Genomic DNA, 18,140 nt, shown 5'->3' on the forward strand with positions numbered 1-18,140 from the left:
GAAAAGGAGATACGATGTCAAAAAATACAGGTTGGAACTTCGATAACAGTTATGCCCGTCTGCCGAAATCATTTTTTTCCAGCGTCAACCCAACCGCAGTCCGCTCGCCGAAATTGATTATTTTCAATCATACCCTAGCAAAATCCTTGGGGTTGAACGATGAGGCTTTGCGAAGTGAAGAGGGAGCTTCCTTTCTTGCCGGCAATCAAATTCCCGAAGGCGCTTCGCCGCTTGCTCAAGCTTACGCGGGGCATCAATTTGGACACTTTACGATGTTAGGGGACGGCAGGGCTATACTGCTTGGCGAGCAGATTACTCCCACAGGTAATCGGGTTGATATTCAGCTCAAGGGTCCAGGCAGAACACCGTACTCCCGCGGAGGGGATGGTCGAGCGGCACTGGGACCGATGCTGCGCGAATACATCATCAGCGAAGCCATGCATGCGCTTGGTATCCCTACCACCCGCGGTCTTGCAGTGGTGACAACCGGTGAGTCAGTAATCCGCGAAACCGAACTGCCTGGTGCGATTCTAACCCGTGTGGCTGCCAGTCATCTGCGTGTCGCCACCTTTCAATACGTTGCAAAATGGGGCACAGTGGAGGAACTTCGGGTCCTGGCTGACTATACACTTAACCGTCATTTTCCAGATGTTGAAGCGGATGAGGGCCGATATCTTTCACTGCTTCAGGAAGTGATTAAGCGTCAGGCCATGTTAATCTCCAAATGGCAGCTAGTTGGTTTTATCCACGGGGTGATGAATACCGATAACATGGCGATTAGTGGTGAAACGATTGATTATGGTCCATGCGCCTTTATGGATGAATACGACCCGGATACAGTTTTCAGTTCCATTGACAGGAATGGCCGGTATGCTTATGGCAATCAGCCATATATAGGCGGGTGGAATCTCGCTCGCTTTGCTGAAACCCTATTGCCGCTGCTGCATGAGGATCAGGATGAGGCTGTTAACCTTGCCCAGGCTGCGATTTCAGGTTATATGGAGCAGTATAAGAGTAATTGGCTTGCGGGCATGAGGGCGAAACTAGGAATATTTAATGAAGAGGCAGAGGACGAATCCCTAATTGAAAACCTTCTTACTATGATGCAGAAGTATCGTGCGGACTATACCAATACCTTCCGCGCTTTAACATTTGAAAGTCATGAGGATTTGTCCCTGTTTGGTACATCAGAATTTGCTCAATGGAATGAACAGTGGCAGGCAAGGCAAGAAAGACAAGAGGAATCGAAAGCCTCCTCGATTCAGTTGATGCAAAACAGCAATCCTGCAATTATTCCACGGAACCACCGGGTAGAAGAGGCACTAGAAGCAGCAGTGCAACATGGAGACTATAGCGTGATGGAGAAGCTTCTTGATGTTCTTTCAAACCCTTTTGCGCACACGAGCGAACAGGCTGTTTACTCCACACTTCCTGCGCCATCAACCCAACCTTACCGGACCTTTTGCGGGACATGATTGCTTTTAAACTTGAATTAGAACGTACAAGGGTTTAGTCAATTGCGGACTAAACCTTTTTCATATGGTAAAATTAAATATATCAAAGATATGCTAAGGTGCACCAAACAGGAGAGCGGAGGTGGAAGAGTGAAAATTGTTATTGCTGGCGGTTCCGGATTTATTGGACAGAAGTTGACAGACATCCTTCACGAAGCGGGGCATCAAATTGTTATTTTAACAAGGAAGGATAAGCAGCCTGCTGGGAATGTGACTTACGTTAAGTGGCTTGAGGAAGGCACTTCTCCAGAAAAAGAAATAAAAATTGCTGATGTATTTATTAACTTAGCAGGTGTTTCCATAAACGATGGCAGATGGAATGCAAACCATCAGAAACAAATTTACGACAGCCGGATGAAAGCAACAGACGAGTTAGTAAGAATAATCGCAGCATTGCCTGACAAGCCTTCTGTACTAATCAATGCCAGTGCAATCGGCATTTACCCGGCATCGATAAATACTATATATACGGAAAATTCACCAGAAACGGCCACTGATTTTCTTGGCAAGACGGTACTTGACTGGGAAAACAAAGCGAAACAGGCGGAAGCACATGGAATTCGTGTCATTTTTATGAGATTCGGAGTTGTGCTTGGCATTGAAGGCGGTGCACTTCCCCTCATGGCGCTGCCTTATAAATTGTTCGTCGGCGGGACGGTTGGTTCGGGTGAACAGTGGGTATCATGGGTGCATGTGTTGGATGTTGTCCGCGCTATTCACTTTGTCATTGACCATGAAAACTTATCTGGACCTGTTAATGTCACTTCGCCTTCGCCAATCCAGATGAAGGATTTCGGTAAAACCATTGGTTCAGTTTTACATCGGCCGCACTGGCTCCCAGTGCCTGCATTTGCCATGAAAATGGTCCTGGGACAAAAAAGTACACTTGTTCTTGAAGGGCAGCATGTGGTTCCCAAAGTGTTATTAGAAGAAGGGTTTGAATTTATGTTCCCTACACTCTATACCGCATTGGAAGATTTACTTATAAAAAATTGAAAAAAGATCTGCTCTATGGCAGATTCTAAAATTTAATCAATGGCCAGCACCAGCCTGATCGACGTGCTTCACATGTTTATGATTCATGCCAATAAACAGCACGGAAATAAGCACAAACGCTGCGCCAACAATAAAGGGAACATGCGGGTTGTACCACTCAGCCAATTTACCTGCAAGAAATGGTGCAATCGCTCCGCCAAGAAAACGCAGGAAGCTATAGGCAGCAGATGCTGTTGAGCGTTCAACAGGGGCTGAGTTCATAACGGCCGTTGTAATTAATGTATTGTTATTTCCTAATAATGCTCCAGCTAAAATAACCGCGGTGATAACGACCCATTGAGTTGACGTCCAGATACCCATGACTAAGAGCAGGAGAGCAAATAAGACTAACATAAGAGACATGGATTTAATCGTTCCAAACGCTTGTTGAAGTTTTGGCGCCATGAAAACAGAGGTGACGGCGAGCAATAACCCCCAACCTAGGAATACAAAGCCTAAACCATGTTCATCTAATCCCAATACGAAAGGCGCGTAAGCAAGCAGGGTGAAAAATCCAAAGTTGTAAAGGGCTGCTGCTATTCCGAATGTTAAAAGCGAACGGTGTTTTAAAGCACGGAACGGATCCAGTAAGGATGTTTTGGTTTTTACAGTCGCTTTGGAATTCGATTTAGGCATTAATATGGAAAGGCCAATAAAGGCAATGACCATCAATGTTGCCACACCAAGAAACGGGCCTCTCCATGACATTCCGCCTAACCAGCCGCCAAGCAGTGGTCCAACGGAAATGCCAAGTCCAATTGCGGCTTCATATAAAATGATGGCTTTTGCGGTTCCGCTATTTGAAAGTGACACAATTGCGGCAAGAGAGGTGGCGACAAACAGGGCATTGCCGAGACCCCAGCCACCGCGTAGGCCGACGAGTGCCCAGATATTATTCGACGATCCTCCAAGGGCTGAAAATAACGCAATAATGATAATACCAGTTAAGAGTGTCCACTTGACTCCAATTCTTGACGAAATAGCACCGGTAATAAGCATTGCCACTGCCATTACAGCGTTGTAGCTAGTGAAAAGCAGGGTTACCTCACTCTGTGAGGCGTCTAATTGTTTGGCGATTGCCGGCAAAATCGGATCAACAAGACCAAGCCCCATGAAAGCGATGATACAGGCAAAAAAGACGGCCCATACTGCTTTCGGCTGTTTTAGAAGACTCGGATTTACTCCGGCTGCAGAAAGTGCTTTTGCCTGAGTTACCGGAGCAGATTGTGTTCTAACTGACATAGTATTTTCCCCTCTTCTGTAACAAAATTTCCGAAACACGATCAAGGATGTGAGCAAAGCTACTTTTACAGCAGGGCTTTAAAGGAATGCCTAATGACATCGCCGCGGCTGATAATACCGACCAATACTCCATTCCGTTCGACAGGAAGTTTTTTTATTTGTCTTTTTCCTAGAATCGCAGCAATGTTCTCCAATTTCTCATCCCAGGCGACTTTAATAACCTTTTTATTGGCAATTTCAAGCACATTTAAATTTAGTATTCTTTGTTCTCGTTCCTGGAAATCTTCGATATCTCCCTTTATCACAAAGGTGTAGTAGATTGCATCCACAATCCGATCATCATGTTTACCGATGTAACGCATTATATCCCCATCAGTTACGAAGGCAATAATTTCGTTTCTGTCGTTAACCACGGGAAGTCCGCTGATACGATACTTAATAAATTTTTCGATGACGGAACGGACTGTGTCGGTTTCCTTCACCTTATGAACTTGGCTAATCATGATTTCATGCGCGAGCATATTAAATCCCCCAATAATAAATTTCCTTCTTTTTCAAATGGTTGTATGATGAAACTATATGTTTGTATTATACAACCATTTTTCACTATGTCAATAGCGTTTTTGTATAATAGCATTTCCATTTTGAACTTGAATTATTATTAATGAACAAGGAGAATTTTGCGCAAGCAATGATCCAGTTCCAACCCTAAGCATTTCCTAGAGATTACAAAGATAATCGTAATTATGATATTATAGGGCTAGTTAAATACGGTTAACAGTGAGGAAGTTATAAGATGAATGAACATGTGTTGGAAATAATTGAACTAGAACTGGCCATCTTAATTCGCCGGACCACTTCAATTTCATCCCATAAAAAATTCGGTAATCTTGACCGATCTGCCTATTTATTACTACACCAAATCATCTCCAATGGGGCTGCGGGGGTAAAGGCTTTGGCTGGTGAATTCCAATTGGATATTTCCACAGTAAGCAGGCAAACTGCAGCTCTTGAGCAAAAAGGATATGTGTACAGAATTCCGGATCCGCTAGATGGAAGAGCGTACTCTCTCCAAATTACGGAATTGGGTAAAAAGGAATACACGGAAAACAAACATGCACGATTGGCGAGAATTGTGGAAGTGTTGGAAAGTTGGTCTGAGGAAGAAAGCAAAGTATTCGGAGAACTTTTAAAAAAGTTTAATCAATCTGCGATTCAAGAGCAGTAGGAGGGAGGGGGAAAGTTTGATACGCAAGAAGTTATTTCTGGAAAATTGATATGATCACATTGAAAAAATAATTCCAAATGAATTACTTATTAGGAAGGAATAACATTGATACTAACTACTATCTTATTTACTGCCATTTTTTTAAGTGGAATTTATTACTTAATCCGAAATCTTTACAATTTGAAAAAAGCGGCTGAGCTTTCAAAGGATGCACTCTATCCAATGAATGAGAGTGAGTTTGCAGGCATTATTATCCCGCATGAATGGAAACAGATGGAGCCCCTTACAAAAAACACAAAGTCCTATCGATTTGTAGTATGGGGAACGGTTGCTGCCTTAGTTTTATTAACTGCCCTTTTGGTGATTGTCCTTACTACCAATTGGTTAGACTCTTCCTATTTTAGTTTTGCCTATTTATTTTTCGCCATCATTAGCTCAATACGGCACCGAGGGAATTTATTTATTCTTCCAAAAGGTATCGTTCTTAATGGAAAATATTTCACCTACAGTCAAATTAAAAATTATGAGACTGAGCAAATCGTCCGTTGGCATGACTTATATGGTCTAGATTCGAAGGTGAATAATTCCTATAAATTGACAATTCGTGTGAAAAGGGATCTATTTCGTTCGAATTTCATTGTGATAGGAAATTCTGCACAACTTGAACAAATTAGTACTTTATTAAATCAGAAAGGGGTTCTGTGTAAAACAATCCCTTCTGAACAAATGGGAGGAAACAAGAATGAATATGATAGATTTAATTAAATCACGCCGGAATATAAAAAATTTTAAGGCGGATAAAGTCGATGAAACCCTGATTAAAATCTGGTTAGATGCCGCCACAATGGCACCCAATCACCGTATGACTGAGCCGTGGGAAATTTATTTTATCGGTCCAGAAACAAGAGGAAAATTAAATCATAAAACAAATTTTGGGAACGCACCTACTGTAATGGCGGTGTTATCAAGACACGGGGCAACCAAGGTTGAAACCGAAGAAAATGCAGCCGCAACAGCCTGTTTTATCCAAAATTTTAATTTAGCTGCATGGTCCGAGGGCGTGGGGACATTTTGGTCGTCCATAGGTATAACAGAACAAAAACGCGCGCTTCTAACCGTACCTGATAATTATGATTTGCTTGGTGTTCTTGCAATTGGATACCCGGAGATGATCCCCGATCCAAAACCACGAACTCCAATTGAAAATAAACTCAACTATTTACCTTAAACATTGATTCATTTTTAGAGGGGTTCTACCCGACCGAAAACCTCCAAATAGAAAAAAACGGCCGCCAATAGGGTTATTGGCGGCCGTAACGGCTAATCCTTCAATTTCTAATTTTCAAGCGCCCAGAGGACTGCCCCATTGTTTATAGTCTTGGTTAAATTAACTTAAATCCACTCACCAATATCATTAAAGCCATGATTGTTCTTAATGGTTTTGCAGGTAATTTCGATGATAAGGTACTCCCCAATATGACCCCCGGGATGGATCCAACTAAAAGGTTTATCATTAAAAGGTAATCTACATTGCCAATCCCGGCATGCATCATTCCAGCGGCAGTAACCAATAAGAAAGCATGAGCAATATCCGTTCCGACTAACTCTGAGGGACTCATCCTAAATAAATAAAGCATTGCTAATGCGAACAATGACCCAGATCCAATGGAGGTTAAACCAACAATAAAGCCCAATATTGCGCCAATTGCTATCGTAAGGGACCGTTTTTCATAGATTGACTTTAACTGTAGACGATTCCATTCCAATTTATTTTTCATAAACGTTTTAATTAATGTAGTCAATGCCACTAATATTAATACGTATCCTAATGCATGTTTAATCACTTGTTCCTCATTATGAAAAAAGGAATCAAATAAATGGAGAATCCCCACTGCACAAATAGCACTTGGAATACTTCCAATCGCCAAGTACTTAACCAACTTGAGATTAATTGTCTTTTGCCGCCAATGCTGGAAAGAACCAAAAAACTTCGTGATGGAATTGTAAACTAGATCCGTTCCGACAGCGATGGATGGACTTATTCCTAATAAAATTAATACTGGTGTTAAAAGGGCCGCACCTCCCACTCCTGTTAATCCGACCATAAAGCCAATTAAAAGCCCCATTACGATGATTCCAATACTCACAAGGCACACACTCCAAATTTCTCTAAACTACTTTACAAAGTAATTTATGAAGTAGGTAAATGCCTTGTTACAGGTTGCAGCGCCCGTTTTGCATGTTGGACAATTAGACCTCCCATAAAGCAAAAAAAGAGCAGTACAGCAGGTTTTAATCGCTGCAACTGCTCTTATTTTTTGCCCACTAGATTGGTGTTCATAACCGCCTTACTTTTTCTGGTGCTTTCTAGCAATGGCGTTTTCTTCACTGCTTCAATCAGCCGGTCAATATCGTTAATGATGGGCACAAGGGTAATGACAATTCTGCCATTTTCAAAATCCCTTCTTGTAAAGTGATAGCGTTTTAATCCTAACGCCCTTGTTGCTTCAAAAAGGGCAGCTTGCCTTTGCCCGAAATGATCCAATGTGATTCGTAAATGATTTTCATGGGGTTTAATGATAACGGCTAAGCCTTCAGTTTCAAACAGCTTGGAAGCATGATCTGATCCTAATAGATTTGATACATACATGCCGTCTACATAAAGCTCAGATTCTCTCACTTCAACGGTTCCTTGTTCAACATCCGCAATATCGCCTATTGATTTTCCTTTTGAAAATCTTTTCAAAAAATAAAAAACAATCAAGCCTACGAGCGATCCAGCTATAACATTGACCCAGGTGGCTTTGGCATCAATGAGCTCCATGGTAATCGCAGTTATTAAAGCAACGATTAGGGCAAAATAATTACGGGATTCAAAGGTTTTGGCAATGCCGTCGATATAGGCCTCACCGCGATATGCATATTCTGTGTGTTCTAAATCCTTAAGACTTTCTCGTTCTGATTTTCTAACATCTCGAAATTGTTGGGCAGCAGCTGTTAGGAACGTAACGGCGATAAAGTTTTTGGTCATTAATGCGGGAACAGCAACCGCTCCTATGGCAGCAGATACAAACCCTGTTAGGAGATGTATTAAATAACCATTTGGATAACTAGGATATTGCCGATAGTCTTCTATAATCGTGAACAGCCTTGCCAGCGTCCCGACAATTACAGCGGTTACAATCATGACGAGGTGTTCATGGGAAATCAAGCCGTCCTTCATGGTTTCACTCCAATGATTACGTATTTAATGTTATTGCTATTTTTGTTGTTCTTCGTTCAGCTTAATTTTCTTACATCCTACATACAAACAGGTGAAAATATCCAGTCCAGGTTTTGCCTTTGTTAATCCTTTTAGATAAGGGGTAACTAAATCTTTGAAATCTGCACCGACCCCTTCCTCTTCCAAAATTCCATATACGTACAGTTTTTTTTCATCAAACAAAAAGGCGACGTTCCCAACTGCTTTGCCCGCGGAATCTACCACATTTAATACTTGGAATTGCGGTGTAATAACCTCAGGGGAAAAATATATTTGCAATCGAATTTACTCCTTTCAATGTTAAGCTAAGGTCGAGTAAGCTTTTAAAAAGCAAACTTTGCATAAGTTTCTAAAATGAGATTACCTATTTCCATCTTCCTAAGTGAACTGCAATTTTTCAAATAAGGTGTCACTTTCTTTTTCAGGTTCTTTTTTCGCTACATGGATAAGTACTAAGCAAAGCAGTGCAGAAACAAGAGTTAATCCGGCGGTTGTTAAAAACATCCCAGGACGCGACCATTCCATTAATTTACTAAAAATAGGCGGACCGATTGCAACACCTAAGAAACGAACGGACCCATATAACGATGTGACGAATCCCCTTCGGTCTGCAGGAACAGATCCTGTAATAAAGCTATTGATACAGGGCAGGGCAAGACCTGTTCCAATACTGCTAATAACGAGTACGGAGAAAAAAGGAATTAATTTTTTAAAGAAAATCAGCGATGCAAATGAACCGGTCATTAATAGTAATCCTATAATAATTAAAGCTTTCATTAATTTCATTTTTTTCCCAATCTTACTTCCCGTGATGTAGGAAGTGATGGTCATAAATAAAAGCGGTATCGCTAAAATACATCCTTTAATCAGTCCATCAATATGATGATCCTTTTCGAGAATATCGGAAATATAAAACAAAATCCCAAATAAGGTAAATAAACAGACAGCACCTGTTAAATAGGCAGCAAATAACCAGCGTCCTTCTGTTTTAAAAACGGAAATCAAACCTTTTACATATTTTCCTACAGGCGGCGGCTCTTTTTCTGCTTTCTTTTCTTTGATAAAAAAGATCGCCAATAGGATAGAAATAAGACAAAAAATCGGAAAAGCAAAAAAGGCTGCGTACCAGAAAAGCAGGGCTAAAAGAGAACCAATAATCGGACTAATAACTTTTCCAAAACCATTTGAAGCCTCTACCAAGCCTAAAACCTTGCTTTGTTCTCCACCCGTAAATAAATCTCCTGTTAAGGCCATGGCAATTGGGGCAGTTCCGGCAGCCCCAATCCCTTGCATAATCCTTCCCGCAATAATCCATGTATAGGAATTGGAAAACCACGCCGCGGCAGCACCTGCTAAAAGCCCTCCACACCCATATAGAATAAGAGCAGGAATAATAACCGCCTTTCGTGAAAAGCGGTCTGACAGATAGCCTAAAACCGGAATAGAAATCGCTGCAGCAATTGAAAACACCGAAATTATTAAGCTAATCTTAAATTGGCTAACGTCTAATTCTGTTTTCATTTTTGGGAGAATCGGAATCAACATCGAGTTACCTAAGACAAGAATTAGCGGAATTGAACTGATTGCAAATATAGTCATGCCTTTAGGTTTTTGCTTTGGCAATTAAGTACACCTCTCACTATAAGAATCACGCCTTTATATTGTTTGAGGTGACCCAGCAGTTTATACAGGGCAAATGCCTATTTTCTGAGGAATAAGCCTATTATTTACACTCCCACCCATATTTTGAATACTCTATCCTAGAAAAATGGAGGAGGCTTTCCCTATGGATTTTTTAACTATACCGAAAAGGACATCCGGAAATAGGACTTCCGGCTTGACATCTGTTGTCGATTTCGGAACCCCACTGGGAGAATTAAACAATATTTTAGTCGATTACGGCCACATTATAGACATTGCAAAAATTGGAATCGGCTCTGCCTATGTGACCCCAAATGTAAAGAAAAAGGTGGACTTATATAAGGAATATAAGATTAAGCCATATTGCGGAGGCACCTTATTTGAAAAGTGTTATTACCAAAATAAATTACCTGAATATATCAGCTATTTACACAATCTAGGCATAGAATGGATTGAGATTTCTAATGGGACTTTAGAAATTCCTCTACAAGAACGCCTCCAAATCATCTCTTGGTTAAAAAAGGATTTTCGTGTGATTGCAGAGGTTGGCTCAAAGGATGCAGATCATACTATGCCTGTATCTGAATGGAAGGAAGAAGTAAGGCTTTTACTAAAGGCGGGCTGCGAATATGTGATTACTGAGGGCAGAGATTCAGGCACAGCTGGGATTTATGAAAAAAATGGCACGATTAATTCCGACTTAATTCATGAATTACTCGAGGTTGCTGATGCTGAAAAAATCATTTTTGAAGCGCCTTCGCCCAAACATCAAATGTATTTTATTAAAGAAATAGGACCAAATGTTAATTTAGGAAATGTGAAACTTCAAGATGTTTTAGTTTTAGAGGCACAGCGCTGCGGCCTTAGGAGTGAAACGTTTTTTTTGGAGGCAAGTGAATGCAACTTACTTTAATTAGGCATCTGCCGACTGAATGGAATAAACAGCAGAAGCTCCAAGGGAGGAGGGATATTGAAATTTCTTTTTTAACAGAAGAGTTTCAAAAAGGAATGGCCGCGAATCAACAAATTTTACAAGGATTGTCACCATTTGACGTCGTTTTAGCTAGTACCTTAAAACGTACTCAGCAAACAGCCTGTCTTTATGGTTACAAATGCGAACCTGAATCCTTATTGGATGAATTAGATTTTGGCCAGTTTGAAGGGCTGCCAAAGGAAAAACTTATGCTGGAGTTTGGTGAAAAGTGGATGAGTCAGCCAAAAGAATTGGTTTTAGGAGAAAGTATTTGTAACTTAGAGGGCAGGATTGCTTTGTTTTTAGAAAAATATAAGGGGTTTCGGAATATTTTAGTATTTGGCCACGGATCATGGATTCGAGCCATGATTTCGTACCATCAGGACGGTCATATCAATCAGATGAATAAAATAGTCGTTGAAAACAATGCATGTATTACATTATCAATTTAATATGGTGCTTTAGGGAGAAAATGGGAGGGCTGAATGTTGTCTAAGCAATTAATATATGACAATTGGGAAGAAAAAAAGGTCGCTGCCCTTGTGGAACAACACCAAGACTTTGTAGAAATTCTAAAATGGGCTTTTAGTGAATACGGGGATGAAATTGTATATTCGTGCAGCTTTGGAGCCGAGGGGATTGTGTTAATCGATTTGATTCATAAAGTAAACAAATCGGCAAAAATTATTTTTCTTGATACAGGACTTCATTTTCCGGAAACATATGGATTGATTGAAGAAGTAAAGAGTCGCTACCCTACTTTAGACATCAAAATAATTAAACCTAAAATATCATTAGAGGAACAGGAAAAATGGTATGGGGATGAGCTGTGGAAGGATAATCCAAATCTTTGCTGCCACATGAGGAAGATTGTCCCCTTAAAGGAAGCTCTTGTTGGTGTCAAGGCATGGATTTCCGGTTTAAGACGAGAACAATCCCTCTCAAGGAGCAGAATCCAGTACATTAATAAGGATGAAAAGTTTCATAAAATAAAAATTTGTCCGCTCATCCATTGGACATGGGAAGATGTTATGACCTATATCCATTTAAACAAGCTCCCGTACAATCCGTTGCATGATCAGGGGTATCCTAGTATTGGATGTGCCCCTTGTACGCAGCCTGTCTCTGAAGCAGGGGACCTTCGTTCAGGCAGATGGGCCGATTCATCAAAAACAGAGTGCGGACTTCATCAAACATAGACTTTTTAGATAAATCTAGGAGTATGGGAGGGGAAAAAGTGAGTAAAAGTGTACCGCACGGCGGAAAATTAATTAATCGAATGAACCTTAATGCTGCTAGTGATTTTTCCTTAAATTACGTGGACTTAGATAATGTAGAATTAAGTGATTTAGAGTTAATCGCAAATGGCGCGTATAGTCCACTGGAAGGATTTATGGGAAAGGCTGATTATGAGTCTGTTGTAAACAATATGAGACTAGCAAACGGGCTTCCGTGGTCATTACCGATAACCTTAGCTATTGATAGGAATAAAGCAGAGGAGCTAAGCATTGGTGAAACCATCAATCTTGTTCATAACGGCATGGTTTACGGGGTAATGGAGGTAACGGAAACTTTTTCACCTGATAAAACGCTGGAAGCCGAGAACATTTATCAAACAACTGACATGGCTCATCCAGGTGTAAAGAAGCTATTTGAACGGCCGGAAATTTATATTGCGGGACCAATCACCTTAATTAAAAGGGTGGAACAAAATAAGTTTCAATCCTATTATTTAGATCCGATTCAAACGAGAGAAAGATTTCAAGAATTAGGCTGGAATACCGTGGTTGGTTTTCAAACGAGAAATCCTGTCCATCGAGCCCATGAATATATTCAAAAATCGGCATTAGAAATAGTAGATGGTCTTTTCTTAAATCCGCTGGTAGGAGAGACGAAGTCTGATGACATCCCTAGCGAAATCCGTATGGAAAGCTATCAGGTACTGCTAGAAAATTATTATCCAAAGAATAGGGTATTCTTGTCGGTGTTCCCGGCTGCCATGCGTTATGCTGGACCAAGAGAGGCCATCTTTCATTCACTAGTCCGGAAGAATTTTGGATGCACCCATTTTATCGTTGGAAGAGACCATGCAGGGGTTGGAAATTATTATGGAACCTATGATGCACAAAAAATATTTAGCCATTTTAATAAGGATGAACTAGGGATTAAACCGCTTTTTTTTGAGCATAGCTTTTATTGTAAAAAGTGTGAAAACATGGCGTCTGAGAAAACATGCCCTCATGACAAGCAATTTCATGTGATTTTATCGGGAACAAAGGTAAGAGGGATGTTGAAAAATGGCGAACAGCCGCCAAAAGAATTCAGTCGTCCTGAGGTTGTGGAAATTCTTATTCAAGGAATGAAAACGGTTCTTACAAAAAACTAAAGGGTGTAGGTAATGGGGAAAAGCAATCACATAACATGGCATGAATCAACAGTAACCAAACATGATCGCCATCAATTAAACGGTCACAAAAGTTGTGTTCTTTGGTTTACTGGATTATCGGGGTCTGGTAAATCTACCTTAGCTAATGCCGTGGACCACATGTTATTTCAACATGGCAGTCAGAGTTATGTTTTAGACGGGGATAACGTACGGCATGGTTTAAACAGTGATTTAAGCTTCCGGGACGTGGATCGGAAAGAAAATATTCGGAGAATTGGGGAAGTAGCAAAGTTATTTGTTGATAGCGGACAAATCGTTTCCTCGGCATTTATTTCTCCATTTCGCGAGGATCGGGACCTTGTTCGCAACATGTTTGCAAACGAAGAGTTTATTGAAATCTTTTTAAATTGTCCAATTCAAGTTTGTGAAGACCGAGACCCAAAAGGTTTATATAAAAAAGCGCGCAAAGGAGAAATTCCTCATTTTACAGGAATTTCTTCACCATATGAAAGCCCATTTTATCCTGAAATTATTATTGAAACCAATAAACTAACGGTAGAACAATCGATTAGCAAAATAGTAGGGTATTTAAAAGATAAGGAGATCCTTTAAAAGGGGATCTCCTTATCTTTTTCGCCAATTTGCGTTTAAAAAACTAATATTTTGAAACTTTAAAGTATAAATAAAATCAATAATATTAGTTGAAAAAAATTGGCAAATGATGGCATAGATAACAATTTTATAATCAATCACAAATGCAGTTAACAAAAAAATAAACAGGTTAATCCCCATCATTACCTTTCCGGGGCTCCATTTCTTGTAGGAAGCAATCATCAATGCCGGTATGACCATTCCACCACTCGAAGCCCCCGCACGAATCAGCAAGCCCACTCCAATACCAAAGAAGAGGGAACCGGCAGCTAGGTCCACTAAAATATGTACATGCGGATGAACAAATTGAGAAGTGAGGATGCTTACAATTGTCGAGGTAGTTGCAACCGAAATGATGGTCCGAATGGTCCAGGTATAACCAAAATATTTTAACGCAAACAGTAAAAAAACGATATTGGCCAGCCATAATGAAAAACCTAGTGATAAATGGAACCAATGATTGATCAAGATGGCTATCCCAGCTGCCCCTCCAGAAGGGATGGAGTGGGGAAATAAAAACAAGGACATGGCGATTCCCTGCAAGCTAGCCCCAAAGAGTAAACAAACATAGATGATTAGCTTTTTCTTCATCTTAATGGAAATGAATCCTAAAGTCGATTATAGAATTATTCAAATTTATCCCTCCCTAGGACAGCCCTTCCTTGTCCCATTTTATGAGGAAAGGAATAAGAATATGTTGGATTGTTATTTCAGGGAGGATACCATTTACACTCGAACAATCATATAATCGTTATTTTTTAGCTTCACAACATCGGCTTTTAATGCCTTTGCAATATCTACAGTTGTTTCTTTGAGCTCTTCCTCAGTCTTTAATGTCATAAATAAAGGTGCCCCTGAAACCTTACGTTGCTCGTTTGCCGTCAAATAAGCCAAAATTTTATAGTCTGGTTTAATGGAAGATTCTTTCCCCATATTGTTGGAACCTCCTCGTCTATTAAAAAATTTATTCATATAAGTACCAATTTACCTAAGCCCACCAATAGTATTGCCAACGCTGCCAATAATTAATGCTTAGGCCGAATACCATTCTGTATAAACAAACGTTTTTATAAAAGCTGGCTTGGTAAATCCCTTGATAAAAATTAAACATCATATTAGAGGATACGAAAGCATTAACTTAAACAGGAGGTGTTTTCGATGAAAGACCTTGAGGGACACAGACAGCAACACCAAAATACCCAGTCTAATCTGAACATACAATATTCACGTACAACCAAAATAGTATTAGGAGCTGTTTTTTCTGCAATTGCAGTCATTTTTCAGTCAGCAGGTATTTTTGCGGGTATTGGTTATGCATTAAGTATCTTAGCTACTCTTCCAATTGTCCTTTCTTGCTTCATCTCTTTAAGGATAGGATTTATGTCCTATTTCATAACCATTTTGTTATTAATGATTGTTCAGCCAAGTGAGCTGATTGTTTTCCCTTTTACAACTGGACTATTAGGGATAAGCTTAGGCACAGCCTTTAAGCTATGGAAGAATTGGCTGTCAATCACATTATTTGGCGGCATTGCCCTAACAGCAGGAATTATGGCCATATTATATATTTTTCGTTTTCCTGTTTTAGGGCCTTCTATTTCCCAAACATTTAATATAAAAGTGGCCATTATCATTTTGCTATTCTCGCTATTTTATAGTTGGATTTGGATGGGGCTGAGTAGGAAAGCAGCAGGGGTGTTATTCTTTGCCGGCGTTAAGAAAAATTTTTCTGATAAATAGTAATTTTGTTTTGGCACTCATTTTGGAGTGCCTTTTCCATAAATTTTTTCCAAAGCTTATGAGGTCAGTCCTCTAATGTATGATTACATACATGCGTTGGGGACTGACCTCATTATTATCCTGATTAATGTTTCATTTATAGGTAAGGGCTCTCATCTTTCGCTTTGAGACGTTTCCAACGGCGTTCGACCTCATCATCAAACATTTGCAGCATGTCTTGGCTGTCTTCATTTAGCATATGTTTCGTTTTACCCATCAGCTTTAGCCACTCCGTTACGGCCAACCGTTTATTTTTAGCCTCAGGATCATAGGTAATCGTCGTGATTCCGCGTTCCACCTCATAAAGAGGGAAGAAGCAGGTGTTGACGGCAGCCTCAACAATTGTCTGCCCTAATTCATCCTTTGATTTCCAGTTCAATGGACAGGTAATTAAAATTTTGCCGTAAACCAGGCCTTCATTTTTAGCATACCACCCAGCCTTAGCTGCTTTCTTTAAAAGGTCGCGGTCAAATGCCTCTGTCCCAGTAAAGACATAAGGAATATGGGTCGCAGCCATGATTTGGGCCGTATCCTTGTGATGGAATGGCTTTCCATTCTGAAAGGAACCAACATTTGAGGTACTTGTCATATGTCCCATCGGTGTCGAATAGGAGAGCTGGCTGCCTGTGTTCATGTAGCCCTCATTATCATACTCAAGGATAATCATTTTATGGTTGCGCAGTGCGGTTCCGATGGCAGGGCCCATGCCAATATCCATCCCGCCGTCGCCTGTAACCATGACAAAGGTAAAATCATCGCTTAAGCCCAGTTCAGCTAATTCACCGCGCCGTTTTCGTTCATGGAACATTTCCACCAGACCCGATAATGTTGCTGAGCCATTTTGGAAAAGATTGTGAATGTAAGTCGCTTTATGGGCGCTGTATGGAAAACCAGTCGTCACGACCATGGCACAGCCGGTATGGAATAACGCGACAATATCTCCTTCAATTCCTTTAAAAAACAACTCGAGCCCTGAGAAAATGCCGCAGCCAGGACATGCTCCGTGTCCGGAAGCTAACCGTTTTGGTTTTTTTGTTAAGCTCCTTAGCGGCGGGATTTTCACTTTTAGTTCACAGGTATTTTCATCAGGAGTGACGGTGATTAATCCTGAATTCAACTCTTCTTTTTTCATTGGATTTAAGACGCGCTTTGGTGCGAATTCCAGCCTGCCGGGATTATGTCCAAAGTAATCAAATCCCTTTTCAACAAAGCTAGTTTCAGCTGCATCAATCGCTAAGCGGAAAAAGTGTTCCGCGTCATCTGCATAAAAATCTTTACCGCCTAATCCGTAGATGCGGTTAATCACCTTTGTGCTGACATTTCCAACGGTTTGCAGCGCCGCTCTTAATTCTAGGGCCATGTTTCCGCCATGTGCTCCGTACGAGTCGGCCCTGTCTCCAACCGTAACCGCTTTCACATTTTTCAATGCTTCCGCTAATTTTGCCTGCGGGAAGGGGCGAATCATATTCGGAGAGATGACCCCGGCTTTTATCCCTTGCAGGCGGAGCCTGTCGGCTACGTCTTTACAAACTTCGGCGGCTGAGTTTAACATAAATACGGCAACTTCTGCGTCATCCATACGATATAAATCGAGGACAGGATATTCCCGGCCAGTTAATTCCGTATACTCCTTCGAAATTCTCTCGAAGACATGCTCTGCTTGATACATCGCTTCCGATTGTTGATAGCAGTTATTAATATAATCGGGTTCATTCATATAAGGGCCAATCGTGACCGGATTCTCGCGATCTAACGCATGAGGGAAGTTCCTCGGAGGATCGCCGATAAACGTGTGAACATCTTGTTTATTTTTCAACACCTGTACCCGCCGCTTTTGATGGGAGGTGAAGTAACCGTCGAATGATACAATCACTGGAAGTCGGACTTCAGGATCTTCTGCTAGTTTAATAGCAATCAAGTTCATATCATAGACGATTTGCGGGTCACGGGCCATCAAAATGGGCCATCCCGTATTTAACGCGAAATATAAATCGGAGTGATCTCCATGAATATTTAAAGGTCCCGATACGGAGCGGTTGACTAAATTCAATACCATCGGAAATCGAGTTCCGGATTGAACAGGCAGCTGCTCTAACATATAGAGAAAGCCATTGGCACTAGTTGCGTTAAACACACGTCCACCGCCAGTTGACGCCCCGTAACAAATGCCGGCGGATCCGTGTTCGCCATCGGCAGGAATCAACACGATATCATGTTCTCCTTTGGCTTTCATCCCATCGAGGAACTGGGCAACTTCTGTAGAAGGGGAAATCGGAAAATAGCCCATTACATGATAATTAATTTGGTGTGCAGCATAGGCAGCCATTTCATTGCCTGATTCAAAAACAACAGTTTGTTCAACGGATCCTTGATTAATCGATCCCTTTTCTTGTTCTAAATTAATTGACATGAAGATCCCGCCCTTTTCT

The 18,140-nt window shown here is 40.8% G+C and carries 20 protein-coding genes; 11 read left to right on the plus strand and 9 right to left on the minus strand.

Translation table 11 applies throughout. The features are described 5' to 3' along the window. Positions 1-14 precede the first annotated feature (14 nt). Both ACIQCO_RS09245 and ACIQCO_RS09250 read left to right on the plus strand, forming a co-directional pair. The gene (locus tag ACIQCO_RS09245; protein ID WP_400427679.1) at positions 15-1,475 is read left to right on the plus strand and encodes a protein adenylyltransferase SelO; all 1,461 of its coding nucleotides are present in this window, start codon (positions 15-17) and stop codon (positions 1,473-1,475) included. A gap of 129 nt (positions 1,476-1,604) precedes the next feature. After that, entirely contained in the window at positions 1,605-2,510 is a 906-nt protein-coding gene (locus tag ACIQCO_RS09250; protein WP_400427682.1) for a TIGR01777 family oxidoreductase, read from the plus strand. A gap of 36 nt (positions 2,511-2,546) precedes the next feature. Here ACIQCO_RS09250 and ACIQCO_RS09255 read toward each other — a convergent pair whose 3' ends face one another. Continuing rightward, entirely contained in the window at positions 2,547-3,791 is a 1,245-nt protein-coding gene (locus tag ACIQCO_RS09255) for an MFS transporter (protein WP_400427684.1), read from the minus strand. A gap of 65 nt (positions 3,792-3,856) precedes the next feature. Next, positions 3,857-4,312, minus strand: a complete 456-nt coding sequence (locus tag ACIQCO_RS09260) for a CBS domain-containing protein (protein ID WP_400427686.1) — start codon at positions 4,310-4,312, stop codon at positions 3,857-3,859. Between the two features lie 275 nt (positions 4,313-4,587). Between ACIQCO_RS09260 and ACIQCO_RS09265 the strand changes: the two genes are divergently transcribed. The 3 genes from ACIQCO_RS09265 to ACIQCO_RS09275 all read left to right on the plus strand — a co-directional run bounded on the left by ACIQCO_RS09265 (position 4,588) and on the right by ACIQCO_RS09275 (position 6,247). Next, positions 4,588-5,019, plus strand: coding sequence for a MarR family winged helix-turn-helix transcriptional regulator (locus ACIQCO_RS09265; RefSeq protein WP_400427688.1), 432 nt, complete (start codon positions 4,588-4,590; stop codon positions 5,017-5,019). Between the two features lie 105 nt (positions 5,020-5,124). Next, a complete protein-coding gene (locus tag ACIQCO_RS09270; RefSeq protein WP_400427689.1) occupies positions 5,125-5,784 on the plus strand; it encodes a hypothetical protein in 660 nt (219 codons plus the stop codon). Then, on the plus strand, positions 5,762-6,247 hold the full coding sequence (locus ACIQCO_RS09275) for a nitroreductase family protein (protein WP_400427691.1): 486 nt from the start codon (positions 5,762-5,764) through the stop codon (positions 6,245-6,247). Before ACIQCO_RS09270 ends, ACIQCO_RS09275 begins: the two co-directional genes overlap by 23 nt. Positions 6,248-6,401: 154 nt before the next feature. Here ACIQCO_RS09275 and ACIQCO_RS09280 read toward each other — a convergent pair whose 3' ends face one another. From ACIQCO_RS09280 to ACIQCO_RS09295, 4 genes are all read right to left on the minus strand, one after another. After that, a complete protein-coding gene (locus ACIQCO_RS09280) occupies positions 6,402-7,166 on the minus strand; it encodes a sulfite exporter TauE/SafE family protein (RefSeq protein ID WP_400427693.1) in 765 nt (254 codons plus the stop codon). A gap of 164 nt (positions 7,167-7,330) precedes the next feature. After that, complete coding sequence (locus tag ACIQCO_RS09285) at positions 7,331-8,242, minus strand: YIEGIA family protein (protein ID WP_400427695.1); 912 nt, start codon at positions 8,240-8,242, stop codon at positions 7,331-7,333. A gap of 36 nt (positions 8,243-8,278) precedes the next feature. After that, positions 8,279-8,560 carry a hypothetical protein gene (locus tag ACIQCO_RS09290; protein ID WP_400427697.1) on the minus strand — a complete coding sequence of 94 codons (282 nt, stop codon included), beginning with the start codon at positions 8,558-8,560 and terminating at the stop codon, positions 8,279-8,281. 99 nt (positions 8,561-8,659) lie between these two features. Continuing rightward, complete coding sequence (locus ACIQCO_RS09295) at positions 8,660-9,880, minus strand: MFS transporter (RefSeq protein WP_400427959.1); 1,221 nt, start codon at positions 9,878-9,880, stop codon at positions 8,660-8,662. A 187-nt stretch (positions 9,881-10,067) separates the two neighbouring features. Here ACIQCO_RS09295 and ACIQCO_RS09300 point away from each other — a divergent pair, with 187 nt between their 5' ends. The 5 genes from ACIQCO_RS09300 to cysC are packed head-to-tail and all read left to right on the plus strand — an operon-like array spanning position 10,068 to position 13,893. Beyond that, on the plus strand, positions 10,068-10,835 hold the full coding sequence (locus tag ACIQCO_RS09300) for a phosphosulfolactate synthase (RefSeq protein WP_400427698.1): 768 nt from the start codon (positions 10,068-10,070) through the stop codon (positions 10,833-10,835). Beyond that, positions 10,820-11,347 carry a histidine phosphatase family protein gene (locus tag ACIQCO_RS09305; protein WP_400427700.1) on the plus strand — a complete coding sequence of 176 codons (528 nt, stop codon included), beginning with the start codon at positions 10,820-10,822 and terminating at the stop codon, positions 11,345-11,347. The genes ACIQCO_RS09300 and ACIQCO_RS09305 overlap by 16 nt, the downstream gene beginning before the upstream one ends. A 36-nt stretch (positions 11,348-11,383) precedes the next feature. Then, positions 11,384-12,094, plus strand: coding sequence for a phosphoadenylyl-sulfate reductase (locus ACIQCO_RS09310; protein ID WP_400427701.1), 711 nt, complete (start codon positions 11,384-11,386; stop codon positions 12,092-12,094). Between the two features lie 38 nt (positions 12,095-12,132). Beyond that, a complete protein-coding gene (sat, locus tag ACIQCO_RS09315) occupies positions 12,133-13,281 on the plus strand; it encodes a sulfate adenylyltransferase (protein ID WP_400427704.1) in 1,149 nt (382 codons plus the stop codon). 12 nt (positions 13,282-13,293) lie between these two features. Beyond that, entirely contained in the window at positions 13,294-13,893 is a 600-nt protein-coding gene (gene cysC / locus ACIQCO_RS09320) for an adenylyl-sulfate kinase (protein WP_400427706.1), read from the plus strand. 12 nt (positions 13,894-13,905) lie between these two features. On the opposite strand, the gene ACIQCO_RS09325 is transcribed toward cysC, so the two are convergent. Beyond that, positions 13,906-14,523, minus strand: coding sequence for a YitT family protein (locus tag ACIQCO_RS09325; protein ID WP_400427707.1), 618 nt, complete (start codon positions 14,521-14,523; stop codon positions 13,906-13,908). Positions 14,524-14,658: 135 nt separating this feature from the next. After that, on the minus strand, positions 14,659-14,865 hold the full coding sequence (locus ACIQCO_RS09330; RefSeq protein ID WP_400427711.1) for a capping complex subunit for YIEGIA: 207 nt from the start codon (positions 14,863-14,865) through the stop codon (positions 14,659-14,661). 225 nt (positions 14,866-15,090) lie between these two features. Between ACIQCO_RS09330 and ACIQCO_RS09335 the strand changes: the two genes are divergently transcribed. Further along, entirely contained in the window at positions 15,091-15,672 is a 582-nt protein-coding gene (locus ACIQCO_RS09335; protein ID WP_400427713.1) for a hypothetical protein, read from the plus strand. 136 nt (positions 15,673-15,808) lie between these two features. Here the strand turns inward: ACIQCO_RS09335 and ACIQCO_RS09340 are convergent, their stop codons facing one another. Further along, positions 15,809-18,121, minus strand: coding sequence for a thiamine pyrophosphate-dependent enzyme (locus ACIQCO_RS09340; protein WP_400427715.1), 2,313 nt, complete (start codon positions 18,119-18,121; stop codon positions 15,809-15,811). Positions 18,122-18,140 lie beyond the last annotated feature (19 nt).

Origin of the sequence: Neobacillus sp. NPDC093127, from assembly GCF_044754175.1 — a bacterium.
GTDB lineage: Bacteria > Bacillota > Bacilli > Bacillales > Cytobacillaceae > Neobacillus.

Coding starts and splice junctions, on each gene's coding strand:
- ACIQCO_RS09245 (WP_400427679.1), top strand. CDS start 15: ATGTCAAAAAATACAGGTTGGAACTTCGATAACAGTTATGCCCGTCTG.
- ACIQCO_RS09255 (WP_400427684.1), bottom strand. CDS start 3,791: ATGTCAGTTAGAACACAATCTGCTCCGGTAACTCAGGCAAAAGCACTT.
- ACIQCO_RS09260 (WP_400427686.1), bottom strand. CDS start 4,312: ATGCTCGCGCATGAAATCATGATTAGCCAAGTTCATAAGGTGAAGGAA.
- ACIQCO_RS09265 (WP_400427688.1), top strand. CDS start 4,588: ATGAATGAACATGTGTTGGAAATAATTGAACTAGAACTGGCCATCTTA.
- ACIQCO_RS09275 (WP_400427691.1), top strand. CDS start 5,762: ATGAATATGATAGATTTAATTAAATCACGCCGGAATATAAAAAATTTT.
- ACIQCO_RS09285 (WP_400427695.1), bottom strand. CDS start 8,242: ATGAAGGACGGCTTGATTTCCCATGAACACCTCGTCATGATTGTAACC.
- ACIQCO_RS09295 (WP_400427959.1), bottom strand. CDS start 9,880: ATGACTATATTTGCAATCAGTTCAATTCCGCTAATTCTTGTCTTAGGT.
- ACIQCO_RS09300 (WP_400427698.1), top strand. CDS start 10,068: ATGGATTTTTTAACTATACCGAAAAGGACATCCGGAAATAGGACTTCC.
- ACIQCO_RS09305 (WP_400427700.1), top strand. CDS start 10,820: ATGCAACTTACTTTAATTAGGCATCTGCCGACTGAATGGAATAAACAG.
- cysC (WP_400427706.1), top strand. CDS start 13,294: ATGGGGAAAAGCAATCACATAACATGGCATGAATCAACAGTAACCAAA.
- ACIQCO_RS09325 (WP_400427707.1), bottom strand. CDS start 14,523: ATGAAGAAAAAGCTAATCATCTATGTTTGTTTACTCTTTGGGGCTAGC.
- ACIQCO_RS09330 (WP_400427711.1), bottom strand. CDS start 14,865: ATGGGGAAAGAATCTTCCATTAAACCAGACTATAAAATTTTGGCTTAT.
- ACIQCO_RS09335 (WP_400427713.1), top strand. CDS start 15,091: ATGAAAGACCTTGAGGGACACAGACAGCAACACCAAAATACCCAGTCT.
- ACIQCO_RS09340 (WP_400427715.1), bottom strand. CDS start 18,121: ATGTCAATTAATTTAGAACAAGAAAAGGGATCGATTAATCAAGGATCC.